Source organism: Ruegeria arenilitoris, assembly GCF_013031355.1.
Classification (GTDB): domain Bacteria; phylum Pseudomonadota; class Alphaproteobacteria; order Rhodobacterales; family Rhodobacteraceae; genus Ruegeria; species Ruegeria arenilitoris_C.
Genome location: NZ_WPZO01000001.1, coordinates 762,922 through 776,328, shown reverse-complemented (window position 1 = coordinate 776,328; position 13,407 = coordinate 762,922). Strand labels below are relative to the sequence as shown.

The 13,407-nt window shown below is 60.2% G+C and carries 13 protein-coding genes; 9 read left to right on the top strand and 4 right to left on the bottom strand.

From position 1 onward, the window contains the following. Positions 1 to 5: 5 nt before the first annotated feature. Entirely contained in the window at positions 6 to 908 is a 903-nt protein-coding gene (locus GOX63_RS03810) for a DMT family transporter (RefSeq protein WP_170544811.1), read from the top strand. A gap of 97 nt (positions 909 to 1,005) precedes the next feature. Here the strand turns inward: GOX63_RS03810 and GOX63_RS03805 are convergent, their stop codons facing one another. The 3 genes from GOX63_RS03805 to GOX63_RS03795 all read right to left on the bottom strand — a co-directional run bounded on the left by GOX63_RS03805 (position 1,006) and on the right by GOX63_RS03795 (position 5,112). Continuing rightward, a complete protein-coding gene (locus tag GOX63_RS03805) occupies positions 1,006 to 2,364 on the bottom strand; it encodes a DEAD/DEAH box helicase (protein ID WP_170325165.1) in 1,359 nt (452 codons plus the stop codon). A gap of 186 nt (positions 2,365 to 2,550) precedes the next feature. Continuing rightward, on the bottom strand, positions 2,551 to 3,486 hold the full coding sequence (locus GOX63_RS03800; RefSeq protein WP_170325164.1) for a glycosyltransferase family 2 protein: 936 nt from the start codon (positions 3,484 to 3,486) through the stop codon (positions 2,551 to 2,553). Between the two features lie 21 nt (positions 3,487 to 3,507). After that, a complete protein-coding gene (locus GOX63_RS03795; protein WP_170325163.1) occupies positions 3,508 to 5,112 on the bottom strand; it encodes a peptide chain release factor 3 in 1,605 nt (534 codons plus the stop codon). A 111-nt stretch (positions 5,113 to 5,223) separates the two neighbouring features. Here GOX63_RS03795 and GOX63_RS03790 point away from each other — a divergent pair, with 111 nt between their 5' ends. The 8 genes from GOX63_RS03790 to GOX63_RS03755 all read left to right on the top strand — a co-directional run bounded on the left by GOX63_RS03790 (position 5,224) and on the right by GOX63_RS03755 (position 12,652). Beyond that, a complete protein-coding gene (locus GOX63_RS03790) occupies positions 5,224 to 5,586 on the top strand; it encodes a nuclear transport factor 2 family protein (protein ID WP_170325162.1) in 363 nt (120 codons plus the stop codon). A gap of 73 nt (positions 5,587 to 5,659) precedes the next feature. After that, complete coding sequence (locus tag GOX63_RS03785; RefSeq protein ID WP_170325161.1) at positions 5,660 to 6,439, top strand: SDR family oxidoreductase; 780 nt, start codon at positions 5,660 to 5,662, stop codon at positions 6,437 to 6,439. A 2-nt stretch (positions 6,440 to 6,441) separates the two neighbouring features. Next, positions 6,442 to 7,554 carry a hypothetical protein gene (locus GOX63_RS03780; protein ID WP_170325160.1) on the top strand — a complete coding sequence of 371 codons (1,113 nt, stop codon included), beginning with the start codon at positions 6,442 to 6,444 and terminating at the stop codon, positions 7,552 to 7,554. Positions 7,555 to 7,656: 102 nt separating this feature from the next. Beyond that, positions 7,657 to 8,703: a methyltransferase domain-containing protein gene (locus GOX63_RS03775; protein ID WP_170325159.1), complete on the top strand. Its 1,047-nt coding sequence runs from the start codon at positions 7,657 to 7,659 to the stop codon at positions 8,701 to 8,703. 46 nt (positions 8,704 to 8,749) lie between these two features. After that, the gene (locus tag GOX63_RS03770; protein ID WP_170325158.1) at positions 8,750 to 9,871 is read left to right on the top strand and encodes an ABC transporter ATP-binding protein; all 1,122 of its coding nucleotides are present in this window, start codon (positions 8,750 to 8,752) and stop codon (positions 9,869 to 9,871) included. Between the two features lie 121 nt (positions 9,872 to 9,992). Then, entirely contained in the window at positions 9,993 to 10,775 is a 783-nt protein-coding gene (gene surE / locus GOX63_RS03765) for a 5'/3'-nucleotidase SurE (RefSeq protein ID WP_170325157.1), read from the top strand. After that, positions 10,772 to 11,422 carry a protein-L-isoaspartate(D-aspartate) O-methyltransferase gene (locus GOX63_RS03760; protein WP_170325156.1) on the top strand — a complete coding sequence of 217 codons (651 nt, stop codon included), beginning with the start codon at positions 10,772 to 10,774 and terminating at the stop codon, positions 11,420 to 11,422. The genes surE and GOX63_RS03760 overlap by 4 nt, the downstream gene beginning before the upstream one ends. A gap of 63 nt (positions 11,423 to 11,485) precedes the next feature. Beyond that, a complete protein-coding gene (locus GOX63_RS03755) occupies positions 11,486 to 12,652 on the top strand; it encodes a LysM peptidoglycan-binding domain-containing M23 family metallopeptidase (protein WP_170325155.1) in 1,167 nt (388 codons plus the stop codon). 63 nt (positions 12,653 to 12,715) lie between these two features. Here the strand turns inward: GOX63_RS03755 and GOX63_RS03750 are convergent, their stop codons facing one another. Continuing rightward, the gene (locus tag GOX63_RS03750; RefSeq protein WP_170325154.1) at positions 12,716 to 13,387 is read right to left on the bottom strand and encodes a helix-turn-helix transcriptional regulator; all 672 of its coding nucleotides are present in this window, start codon (positions 13,385 to 13,387) and stop codon (positions 12,716 to 12,718) included. Positions 13,388 to 13,407 lie beyond the last annotated feature (20 nt).

The window sequence follows — 13,407 nt, the reverse complement described above, 5'->3', positions numbered from 1 at the left end:
AATCCATGAGTTTATGGATTCCCGTCACCATCGCCGCGGCCTCGTTCCAGACCGTGCGGTTCATGCTGCAAAAGTCGCTCAGCACTGCGAAGCTGACTGCGGCTGGTGCGACCTTTCCCCGGTTTGCCTATTCCATGCCACTGGCGCTGCTGGGGCTGTTTGTGGCGCTGCAGGTGACCGGGTTCAGCCTGCCGCCCCTGACGACGAAATTCTGGCTGTTTGCTGTGATCGGTGGAACGGCGCAGATTCTGGCGACTATTTGCGTGGTGGCCCTATTCAAACAACGCAACTTTGCCGTCGGAATTACCTTTAAGAAAACCGAGGTGATCCAAACCGCCATTGTCGGTTTTCTGGTGCTTGGCGATCAGGTCTCGAGCGGGGCGCTGGTGGCGATTTTTCTGGGTCTGATGGCGGTGCTGCTGCTGTCGAAATCACCCGGAGGCGACGGAGCATGGTGGAATCACCTCACCAACCGCGCCTCGCGGTTGGGGCTGGGGTCGGGGGTGCTGTTTGCGTTTTCCTCGGTCAGCTATCGCGGGGCTTCGTTGGAACTGGGCGAAATAGACGCGTGGTTTCGCGCGCTGGTCACGCTGGCCGTTGTGGTGACTTTTCAGTTCCTCAGCATGGCAATCTGGCTGCTGTGGCGCGACCGGGCCGAACTGCTTGCCGTGTGGCGGACGCGCCGGACCAGCGTGTTTGTCGGCCTGACCAGCCTGTGCGGCTCGTTCTGCTGGTTCTTTGCCTTCACGCTTCAGAACGCGGCCTATGTCAAAGCTTTGGGGCAGGTCGAGCTGCTGCTCAGTCTGTTCGCTTCGATCCTGTTTTTTCGGGAAACCATCACCCGACGCGAGATCGCCGGGATGACGTTGCTTGGCGTGTCGATCTTGGCGCTGGTGCTGGCAATTTAGGTCGTGTTTGAGTTCAAGATCGCAGAAGCACCGGTTTTCTGCGTTCGCGCCGTCAGGCGAAAGGCCGCGAAAACCGGTTCAATGCAATCAATCTCAACTAGCCGGCGCGGCGCTCGTCAAAGCTGAGGGCGATGAAGCTGGGCAGGTGATCTCCCATGCCCACAACGGCGGGGCCGCTGTCATCGCGGCGACCACGGCCTTTGGACTCTTTGTCCTTCTTGCGGTCGCCTTTCTTGCTTTCAGCTTTTTTGCCGTCCTCAGGCTTCGACTTTTTCTCAGGCTTCGGCTTTTCGGCCTTCGGCTCTTCCTTGACGGGGTTGTCGAGTCGGGGAATGTCTTTCTGGATCAGCTTCTCGATCGCATCCAAGGCCTTTTCATCGCGAGCCGAGCAGATCGTGATGGCCTTGCCCTCACGCCCGGCACGGCCGGTGCGGCCGATGCGGTGAACGTAGTCTTCGGCATGGCCAGGGACGTCGAAGTTGAACACGTGACTGACCGACGGAATGTCCAGCCCGCGCGCAGCCACATCCGAGGCGACCAGCAGGCGCAGTGAACCATCGCGGAATCCGTCCAGCGTTTTCATCCGCTGAGACTGGTCCAGATCGCCATGGATCGCGGCGGCGTTATAGCCGTATTTCTTCAGAGACTTCGCGCAGATATCCACATCCGTCTTGCGGTTGCAGAAGATGATCGCGTTGGTGCACTTGTCGCCTTCGGCGTCGATCAGCGCACGCAGAACCTTGCGCTTGGCGCTGGCCTCGCGGTCGCGACGACCGCCTTTGAACATGACCACGCCCTGTTCGATGGTCTCGGATGCAGTGGCCTGGCGGGCAACTTCGATCCGCGCCGGGGCGGACAGGAAGGTATCGGTGATCCGTTCAATCTCGGAGGCCATGGTGGCCGAGAAGAACAGTGTCTGCCGTGTGAAGGGCGTCAGCGAGAAGATGCGTTCAATATCAGGGATGAAGCCCATATCCAGCATCCGGTCGGCTTCGTCGACCACCATGATCTGAACGCCGGTCAGCAACAGCTTGCCGCGTTCGAAATGGTCCAGCAGACGGCCCGGAGTGGCGATCAGCACGTCAACGCCACGGTCGATCAGGGCGTCCTGTTCCTTGAAGCTGACGCCGCCGATCAACAGCGCTTTGGTCAGTTTCACATTCTTGGCGTATGTGTCGAAATTTTCGGCCACCTGCGCGGCCAGTTCCCGCGTCGGGCACAATACCAGCGAGCGCGGCATCCGCGCACGGGCGCGGCCACGGGCCAGAAGCGTGATCATCGGCAGGGTAAAGCTGGCGGTCTTGCCAGTGCCGGTCTGGGCGATGCCCAGAACATCCTTGCCCTCAAGCGCAGGCGGTATCGCACCAGCCTGGATCGGGGTGGGGGTTTCGTATCCGGCTTCCTCAATGGCTTTGAGGACCTTCGGGTTCAGGTTCAGTTCGTTAAACTTTGTCATGTATGTCCGGTTCATGCGGACACTAGACCTGGCCCGCGCGTCAGAGGTTTGCCGGGCCCGGATGGCCATACGCGTCATTGCGCAATTTCGGCTTGAGGGGGGACATAACAAAATCGTTGGTCAGGGTCAAATGAAGACCCCTTTAGGGTATTTGGCGCTTGAGTGGTGCGGATTTTGCGCAACAATTCAGACACTTCCGGGAAAGTGTTTCCTGAGCTTGGCCTCCAAATCCAGCGGCCGGTGCAGGACCATGCTGTGATCTTCCAGCCGGGTGCGTGCCTCCGGGTCGGCGCCGCTCATTTCATCGAAGAACGCGCGCAGGCCGTCGGGACCTTCCTCCACTTCGATCCAACTGAGCAATTCGTTCATGTTCAAACCGCCATACTCGCGCGGAACATTGGGCGACATACCGGGCTGGTACGAGCCGCGTTCCATTCGGAAATGGTAGTGCGCCAAAAAGTGTTCCCAATCAGGGGCGTGCCGGTGACACAGCTCCAACCCTGGCAGTTCGAATTTGCAGGGCAATAGCGCCTTGTCTTGAAACAGATTGTGGATGCGAAAGCTCAGGTTCTTCATTCCGGTGCGGACAAAGAGCTTGCCCTGCACGTGGCTGAGGAAACCGCCAAGAACGAAGCCGCCATAGTTCGGGTAAATCGACTGTACCAATGCCTCGCGGTCGGGGCCGCTTGGGATATAGGCTTTGTACATATCATCGCCGCCCGCCAACGCTTCGATCGGACGAACGCGGACCGCTGCGGTTCGGGATGGAACGGATTGCAAGTGATCCCGGACAGGTTTTGAGGACCACAGAAATTCGTCCACATCGATATGGGCCAGCCAGTCCAGATCGGTGTTGCGATATTTAAACGATGCGTTCGCGGTTTGGCGGGTTTGGTGCCGTTCAGGCCGTTCGCGTTGTCGATTTGCCCAGAACCCGTCATCGCAATTGCGGACTTCGACCTTCGGATGGCGGTTCAGAGTGTTGAACGCCTTGGGGTTGGGTTCGTCCAGATAGATATACATCCGGTCGACCCCAAGATCGAGGTGATAGGCCACGAAGCGCAGGATGTCCGGGGCCGGGCCCCGAACCGTTGAAACAGTACCCCAGGTGGGATTACCCACTAATTTTGGCCTGCAGGCAGGTCACGTCATCATTTCCTTGGTCGCCGTCAGGTTCAGCGCCGGATAGTCGCGGACGACCCGGTCGATGTCCCATTGCAGGCGCGTCAGATAAACGATGTCGCCGTCATGGTCATGGGCGATGTGTTGCTTGTTGGCGTTGACGAACTTGTCGACCTCTGCCTTGTCGCCGCTGACCCAGCGGGCCGATGTGAACTGAGACGCCTCGAACCGCACGGGCAGGCCGTATTCCATCTCGATCCGGCTGGCGAGGACTTCAAACTGCAGTGCACCGACAACACCGACGATAAAGCCCGAACCAATCGAGGGTTTGAACACCTTGGCTGCGCCTTCTTCGGCGAATTGCATCAGCGCCTTTTCCAGATGCTTAGCTTTCAACGGATCCGCCGCGCGAACAGTTTGCAGCAGCTCCGGTGCGAAGGAGGGGATACCGGTCACGCGCAGCGCCTCGCCCTCGGTCAGCGTATCGCCGATGCGCAGCTGGCCGTGGTTGGGGATGCCGATAATGTCACCGGCCCAGGCCTCTTCGGCAAGTTCGCGGTCAGAGGCCAGAAACAGCACCGGGTTCGAGATCGCCATCGGCTTTTTCGACCGCACATGGGTCAGCTTCATTCCGCGCTTGAAATGGCCCGAGGCCATGCGGACAAACGCCACCCGGTCGCGGTGCTTGGGATCCATGTTGGCCTGCACCTTGAAGACAAACCCTGCGACCTTCTTTTCATCCGGCGCGATCTGACGGGGTTCGGCAGACTGTACCTGCGGTTGCGGACCATAATCGCCGATGCCTTCCATCAGTTCTTTCACACCGAACGAATTGATGGCCGAGCCGAACCAGATCGGGGTCATGTGGCCCTCAAGAACCGCTTGCGGGTCAAGTGCGGGCAGCAGTTCACGCGCCATCTCAACCTCTTCCAGCAGCTTTTCCAGCAGGTGCTCGGGCACGTGCTCGGCCAGTTTGGGGTCGTCCAGCCCGTTGATTTCGATGCTTTCCGCCACCTTGTTGCGGTCGGCGCGGTCCATCAGTTCAAGCCGGTCGCGCAGCATGTCATAGCAGCCGATGAAATCGCGACCCACGCCAATCGGCCATGCGGCGGGCGTGACGTCGATAGCCAGCATTTCCTGAATTTCGTCGATGATCTCGAATGTATCGCGGCTTTCGCGGTCCATCTTGTTACAGAAGGTCAGGATCGGCAGATCGCGCAGTCGGCAAACCTCGAACAGTTTCTGCGTCTGGCTTTCCACACCTTTTGCACCGTCGATCACCATCACGGCGGCATCCACGGCGGTCAGTGTGCGATAGGTATCCTCGGAGAAATCCGAGTGGCCGGGCGTGTCCACCAGATTGAACCGGAAGTTCCCATAGTCGAACGACATCGCCGAGGCGGAAACCGAAATGCCGCGATCCTTCTCCATCTGCATGAAGTCCGAGCGTGTGCGCCGCGCCTCACCCTTGGCGCGCACCTGACCGGCCATCTGAATCGCGCCCCCGTACAACAGGAACTTTTCAGTCAGCGTCGTCTTGCCCGCATCGGGGTGCGAGATGATGGCGAATGTCCGGCGCCGGGCGATCTCGGGCGGCAAGGTGGGTTGGTTCGAGGTATCAAGCATGAACGCGCGTATAGGCGGGGAATCCTGTCGAAGCAAGACAAAGGGGGTGGTTCGAATCGTATAGCTGTGGCAATAGGAACATATAGTGAACAAATGATGGAGAAACCTAAGATGAATTTGAAAGAAATCGCCGATGAACTGGTCGCTGGCTGCCGTGAGGATCGGGCCAAGGAGAATCTGGAAAAGCTCTATGCGGAAGATGCAGTTTCGGTCGAAGCGCAGGACATGGAAGGGATGGGGCGTGAAACCCACGGACGTGACGCCATTCGCGGCAAGCATGAATGGTGGGAAGGCGCACATGAAGTTTCAGGCGCCTCGGTCAGTGACCCGTTCCCGCATGGGGATGACCGCTTTGCCGTGATTTTCGAAGTGCAGGGCAAGGTAAAAGAAACCGGTGAGGCGTTCGATATGAAAGAGGTCGGCGTCTATCACGTGGCGAACGGCAAGATCGTTCGGGAAGAGTTCTTTTACTGACGCAGCCTGAAATCTGGTCTTCCCCGTCTGGCCGATGCTAGACATGCGGGCAACAACAGACGGGGAGGATCTTATGGATCTGGGAATACAGGGAAAACGCGCTTTGGTCTGCGCCAGCAGCAAAGGCTTGGGTCTGGGCTGCGCCGAGGCTTTGGCTCAGGCGGGCGTCAATCTGGTGATGAATGCGCGCGGGGCTGAGGCATTGGAGGCCGAAGCCGCACGCTTGCGGGCAGACCATGGTGTAGATGTGCAGACGATTGCCTGTGATGTGACCTCGGCCGAGGGACAGGCGCAGGTGATCGAGGCAGTGCAGGGCGTTGATATCCTTGTGACAAACGCTGGTGGACCGCCTCCGGGAATGTGGTCCGATTGGGAGCGTGAAGATTTCATCAAGGCACTGGACGCCAACATGCTGACGCCGATCGCTTTGATGAAGGCATTGCTGCCCGGCATGATCGACAAGGGCTGGGGCCGGGTGGTGAACATCACCTCGCAATCCGTACGCGCGCCGATCGCGGTGTTGGGCCTTTCGAACGCGGCACGCACCGGGTTGACCGGCTATGTGGCCGGGACATCGCGACAGGTTGCTGCGCATGGCGTAACGATCAACAACCTTCTGCCGGGCATTCACGCCACCGACCGCGCGGACTCGCTGGATGGTGGTGTTGCGGCGCAGCAGGGCATTTCGATTGATGAAGCGCGCGCAAACCGTGCGGCAACGATCCCGGCGCGGCGGTACGGATCGCGGCAGGAATTTGGCGCAACCTGTGCCTTCCTGTGCTCGCAACATGCCGGGTTCATCGTGGGTCAGAATATCCTGCTGGACGGTGGGGCGACCAATTTGACGATTTAAACATGGCAGAAAATTTTTCCCTAAAAGACCAACTGTTTAATGTCGAAAAGACCCGCTATCTGGCGGAGCTTTTTGCCGGGGCGGACCCGTCCTTTGATCCGCAGATGTTCGAGCAGCAGGTCATGTCCCGCCTGCTGGACCTTGAGCTGAAGGAACGCATGGCCTGGATCGCGGAATGCCTGCAGCAGGCCGTGCCCGGTGATTTACCCGAGATCGCTCCCGTTCTGCTGCGCGCCTTGCCACCGCCGCTGGACCCGACCAGGACAGATGATGATTTCGGCGACTTCATCTTTGCGCCGTTGGGGGATTGGGTGGTCAATGTCGGGCTGGATCATCCTGAACTGGCGCTGGATGTTCTGGAAGAACTGACACAGCGGTTTTCGATGGAATGGGCCATTCGTCCGTTCCTCAACCAACATCCGGATCAGGTGCTTGCGCGGATGGGGCTCTGGTGCGGGCACAGCAGCTATCATGTTCGCCGGCTGGTTAGCGAAGGCACACGGCCACGACTGCCATGGGGGCAGGCGGTTGGGATCAATATGACCGACCCGTTGCCATTGCTGGACCGCTTGCATGGCGACACCACACGCTATGTCACGCGGTCGGTGGCGAACCATCTGAACGACATTACCAAGAAGGACCCCGAACTGGTTTTGGATCGGCTGCAGGTCTGGACCTCGACCAAGCAGCAGGAGCAGGACGAACTGCGCTGGATGACCTCTCATACCCTGCGGGGGTTGGTGAAATCTGGCCACCCGGGCGCCATGAAAATGCTGGGCTATGATCCGGATGCCAAGGTCACGGCGGACGTGCAAGTGAACGGTGACGCCCGGATCGGTGAGGCGCTGGATTTCGAGGTGACCTTGAATGGGGTCGGCGAACAACCGGTTCTGGTGGATTATATCATTCACTTTCAAAGGCCTGGCGGCAAAACTTCGGCCAAGGTTCATAAATTGAAACAGGCCGCGCTGCGGGATGGCGCGTTGAAGCTGAGCAAGAAGCACAAGCTGAAGGGCAACGCGACCACATTCAAACTGGTTCCCGGTGCGCATCGACTTGAGATTCAGGTGAATGGGCAGGTACGCGCAGGTATTGATTTCGACCTGCTGGAGTAGCCCGGTCGTCTCACGCTTTCGTCAGATTTGCTGGGCCCGGATTGCACCGGGGCTTGCGCTGCATTAGCTGCGGTGCAGCCAGAGAGGAAAGGGATAGCTGCGATGAAGCATGAATCGGTGCAGAATTACTACGGCGAGGTCCTGCAAAGCAGTTCGGACTTGCAGACCAATGCGTGCTGCACACCAGACGACATGCCGGATCACCTCAAGCGCATCCTGTCCAAAGTGCATGACGAAGTGCTGACTCGTTACTACGGCTGCGGCCTGATCGCGCCGCTGGATCTGGAGGGGATGAGCATCCTCGATCTGGGCTGCGGTGCGGGCCGTGACGTCTATGCCCTGTCTGCGATGGTGGGCGAAAAGGGCCGGGTGGTTGGTGTCGACATGACGCCCGAGCAGCTGGACGTCGCCCGCGCGCATCAGGACCATCACGCGCAAGCGTTCGGTCATGCGGCCAGCAACGTGGAATTCCACCACGGCTATATCGAAAAGCTGGATGAATTGGACTTGGAGCCTGGGTCCTTTGACATCATCGTCTCGAACTGCGTGATCAATCTGGCCACCGACAAAGAGGCCGTTTTGCGCGGTGCGTATCGCCTGTTGAAAGAGGGCGGCGAGATGTATTTTTCGGACGTTTATGCCGACCGCCGTATCCCGCAGGCGATGGCCGAGGATGAGGTTCTGTACGGCGAATGCCTGTCCGGCGCGCTCTACTGGAACGATTTCCTGACGCTGTCGCGCAAGGCGGGCTTTGGCGATCCGCGCCGGGTGACGCACCGCCCGCTGACCATCGAAAACACGGTACTGGAAGAGCGTGTCGCGCCGCTGAAATTCCTTTCGGCCACGTATCGGCTGTTCAAACTGTCCGAGCTGGAACCGGCTTGCGAGGATTACGGTCAGGCGGTGATCTACAAAGGCACCATTCCGAACGCACCGCATCTGTTCGAACTGGACGATCACCACGCGATTGAAGCGGGCAAGGTCTTTCCGGTCTGTGGTAACACCTGGATGATGCTGAAAGACACGCGATTTGCCCGGCATTTCGACTTCATTGGCGATTTCTCGACCCACTATGGCATCTTCGAAGGCTGCGGCGGTGAAAGCCCGTTCGAAGCGAGCGGTGAGGCACCCCAAGGCGGGTGCTGCTGATCCCTTGCACCTGACGGGCGGGGTTGTTATCCCCGCCTAAAGCCCGATGAATTTCATCGGGAAAAGGCAATGGGGTCCATCGGTGACAGTTGACGCAACTCCTCCTCGTCTGGAAATTCGCAATCTGATCGCCCGGTACGAGGGGCGGGTCGTTGTGGACGACGTCTCTCTGACCGTTGAGGCGGGGAAAGTGACCTGTCTGCTGGGGCCTTCGGGCTGCGGCAAGTCGACCACTCTGCGTATGATCGCCGGGGTCGAGATGCAGGAATCGGGCGAGATCTATGTCGACGGCAAGCTGATCTGCGATACCGTATTCCGCGTACCACCCGAACGGCGTGAGATCGGCCTGATGTTTCAGGACTTCGCTCTGTTTCCGCATCTGAACGTTGCCGACAACGTGGCATTTGGCCTAAAGGGCCACAAAGAGGAAAAGCGCGCCCGCGTTGAAGAACTGCTGCGCAAGGTCGATCTGATCCATTTCATCGACAAGTTCCCGCACCACCTGTCGGGAGGTGAGCAGCAAAGGGTAGCTCTGGCGCGCGCACTGGCGCCACGTCCGCGTATCATGCTTATGGATGAGCCATTCTCGGGCCTCGACAACCGTCTGCGTGACGGTATTCGCGATGAAACCCTGGCGATCCTCAAGGAGGAAGACGCCGCCGTCGTGCTGGTGACGCACGAGCCCGAAGAGGCGATGCGCATGGCCGATGAGATCGCCCTGATGCGGCGCGGCAAGATCGTGCAGCAAGGTGCGCCATACAACGTCTATACTCGCCCGGTCGATAAGGCCGCGGTGGCGTTTTTTAGCGATGTCAATGTGTTGCGCGGCAGAGTTGAGGGTGCTCTGACGAAAACTCCGTTTGGCCAGTTCCTGGCGCCGGGCGTTCCGGATGGCACGGATGTCGAGATTGTCTTTCGGCCTCAGCACGTCCGGTTGGATTTCGACCGCAACGGCAAGGGGCCATTGCCCACGGTGACTGATGGCGTCGCCGCCCGCGGCGTGGTTGAACGGGCGCGGTTTCTGGGCAATGAAAGCCTAGTGGAGTTTCGGATGGACCATGATGGTTCGGTCCTGAAGGCCACCGTTCCAAATGTCTTTGTGCCCAATCCGGGGCGGGTCATGTGGCTGACCGTGCGCCGGGATCGGTGCTTTGTTTTCCCGGATTAGGGTCTGAAATCACAGTTTAGGCTAAAGTGGTGCGCGAAAGCCGCAGATTGCGGGTTCGCTTTGCTTGCCGCCGCGCGGGGGCGGGTCTATCAAGGTCAAAACGCTGCGGTGGATGGGGCATATGCGTATTCTTTTGACCAATGACGACGGCATCAACGCGCCGGGTCTGATCGCTTTGGAAGCGATCGCCGCCGATCTGGCCGGACCGGACGGAGAGGTGTGGGTCGTCGCCCCGGCCTTCGAGCAATCGGGCGTTGGCCATTGCATCAGCTATACCCACCCGATGATGGTCGCCAAACTGGGCGAGCGTCGCTTTGCCGCCGAGGGTTCACCCGCCGATTGCGTGCTGGCCGGGCTGCATGACGTGATGAAGGATGCCAGGCCAGATCTGGTGTTGTCGGGGGTGAACCGGGGTAACAACTCGGCCGAAAATACACTCTATTCCGGTACGGTTGGCGGCGCGATGGAGGCCGCATTGCAGGGCATTCCGGCGATTGCATTGTCGCAGTATTTCGGCCCGCGCAATCTGGGGCTGGACGATCCGTTCGAGGCCGCGACCCGGTTTGGCGCCGATCTGGTGCGAAAAATCCTGGATGCGACGCCGTCAGAACAGGGCGACTACCGCTTGTTCTACAACGTGAATTTCCCGCCGGTACCTGCGGATGAGGTGCTGGGCACGCGGGTGGCTCCGCAAGGTTATCGCCGCGACACCCATTTCTCGGTCGAGCCGCACAGCTCGCCCTCGGGGCGGCGGTTTCTGTGGATCAAGGGTGGCTATCAGCACAATCCGACCGCGCCGGGGACGGATGCGGCGGTCAATCTGGCGGGCTATATCTCGGTCACGCCGATGCGGGCCGATCTGACGGCGCATGACGCGCTTGAGGCACTGAAGACAATCGAATGACCGGACCAGATCCCGAAACAAAAATGCAGTTTCTGTTTGCCCTGCGGTCGCGGGGCGTGACGGATGCCCGCGTGCTGGCCGCGATGGAGCAGGTTGATCGCGGTCAGTTCGTCAAAGGCCTGTTTGCCGAGCGCGCCTACGAGGATACGCCGCTGCCGATTGCCTGCGGGCAGACGATCAGCCAGCCCTCGGTGGTGGGGTTGATGACACAAGCGCTTGAGGTCCGCCCGCGGGATACGGTGCTGGAGGTCGGAACCGGTTCGGGTTACCAGGCGGCGATCCTGTCCAAGCTGGCACGTCGGGTCTATACGGTAGAGCGCCACAAGCGCCTGGTGCGCGAAACCGGGCAGTTGTTTCGTGACTTGGGGCTGACCAATGTCACCGCGATGCTGTCGGATGGGTCCTTCGGTTTGTCCGAACAGGCGCCGTTTGATCGAATCATTGTGACAGCTGCGGCGGAAGACCCGCCCGGGCCGCTCTTGGCGCAGCTGAAAATCGGCGGTATCATGGTGTTGCCGGTGGGACAGTCGGATGCGGTTCAGACCCTGATCCGGGTCCGTCGCACCGAAACCGGTCTGGACTATGACGAATTGTTGCCCGTTCGTTTCGTGCCCCTGTTAGAGGGGCTTGGCAGGGACGGGGCGTAACTAGATATTCTGCAATATGCGCCGGAACCCCGGGTAACAGGGGCAGGCGATGAGGACAGTAAGATGAGAGCAGTTTCCAAATCAGCGATGTTGCGCTGCGCGACAGGGGTGGCGGCCGTGGCGTTCCTTGCCGGATGCGAGGGCCCGTTCGACTATGATCTGCGGGGCAATGTGGGCGGCTTTTCGACCGCAGAGGCCGCGCAATCCGCCACCACCAACCGTCCGACCCCGGACGCGCGTGGAGTGATAACCTATCCGAATTATCAGGTCGCCGTTGCGCGCCGTGGGGACACGGTCAACGATGTGGCCGCCCGTATCGGCCTGCCTGCGGGCGAGGTGGCCAGGTTCAACGGACTGCAACCCGACGACCAACTGCGAGATGGCGAAGTGATTGCGCTGCCGCGCACGGTCAGCGCGGCCAGCACCGTGGATATTGCCACGATCGCCGGAACAGCGATTGACGAGGCTCCGGCGGATGGCTCGGTCCGGACATCGACACTCGAGCCCGCACAACCCGCTGCGGCTCCAGCGCCGACACCGCCTGTTGCCTCGGGGCCAGAGCCGGTGCGCCACAAGGTCAAACGGGGTGAGACAGCCTATACCATCGCGCGGCTCTATGATGTTCCGGTCGATGCCTTGGCGGAATGGAACGGGTTGGGGTCGGACTTTACGGTGCGGGAAGATCAGTTCCTGCTGATTCCGATCAAGAACCAGCCTGCGCCGCAACAGGCCGCTGTGCCGGCCACAAATGTGACACAGCCGGGGCAGGGGTCGCCCACACCTACGCCACCAAGCGCGACGCAACCTCTGCCGGACGAGCAAATCGCCGCTTCCGTACCTGCGCCTGACGTGACCGCGGAGGCGCCGACCAGCCAAAGCAACTCGGCTCTTGGACTGCCGGTCACCGGGACGATCATCCGGACCTATAACAAGGGTAAGAACGAGGGAATCGATATCGCCGGTGCATCCGGGTCTGCCGTAAAAGCGGCTGAGGCTGGAACCGTGGCGGCCATCACTGCGGATGCCGATCAGGTGCCGATCATCGTGATCAAGCACAACAGCGACCTTCTGACCGTCTATGCGAATGTCGACAAAGTCACCGTTAAAAAGGGTTCGCGCGTTCGCCGCGGGCAGCAGATTGCGTCCTTGCGGGGCGGGGACAACTCTTATGTCCATTTCGAGGTGCGCAAAGGGTTTGAGTCGGTTGATCCTGAGCCTTACCTGAAGTGACGGAAATGGCCCGTTCCGGGCCATGCCTCCTGCGGAGATATTTTGGGCCAGATGACGAGCGGATCAGGCGTGTGGGTCGAAGTCGCTCAGGCGTTTGCCGGGTTCATCGGCGAAAATCTCGGGCAGGGGTGCGACAGCTTCGATCAGGTCGATACGGAACACGCGAAACCCTTCGCGTAGCTCGCACCACGCGGTCAGGGTCCAGACGCGACCCCAATACTCCATGTGCAGGGGGCGAATGGTCCGTTCGGTCAGAACGCCGTCGATACGGCGATAGGTCAGGTGCAGTTTCTGGCGGGATTTGATGGCAGCCCGGATCGGGGCCATATACGCCAGACCTCGCGCGGCGTCGGCAAAGGGATAGACAGCGAACTTCCACGTGTCTGCCTCGGCCACAACCTGAGTGGGCAGTACGGCGTCGATCTTGTCGGCCAGTGACTCAGCCGCAGATTTCAGGTCCGGGTCGGCGGCTTCGGCGACAATGGCCATGCCGAGGTTCAGAGCTTCCAGTTCCGCGGGTGTCAGGTTCAGCGGGGGCAGGGTGATCTGCTCGCGCACCATATAGCCGACGCCGCGTTCGCCCTCGACCGGGACGCCGGACGCGACCAGCGTATCCATGTCGCGATAGATCGTGCGGATCGACACTTCGAGCCGATCCGCGATGTCCTGCGCGCGGTGCAGTTTGCCGTCGCGCAGGATCTGGATGATATCGAACAGGCGATCCGTGCGGCGCATATCACGCCGTCCGAACCGCG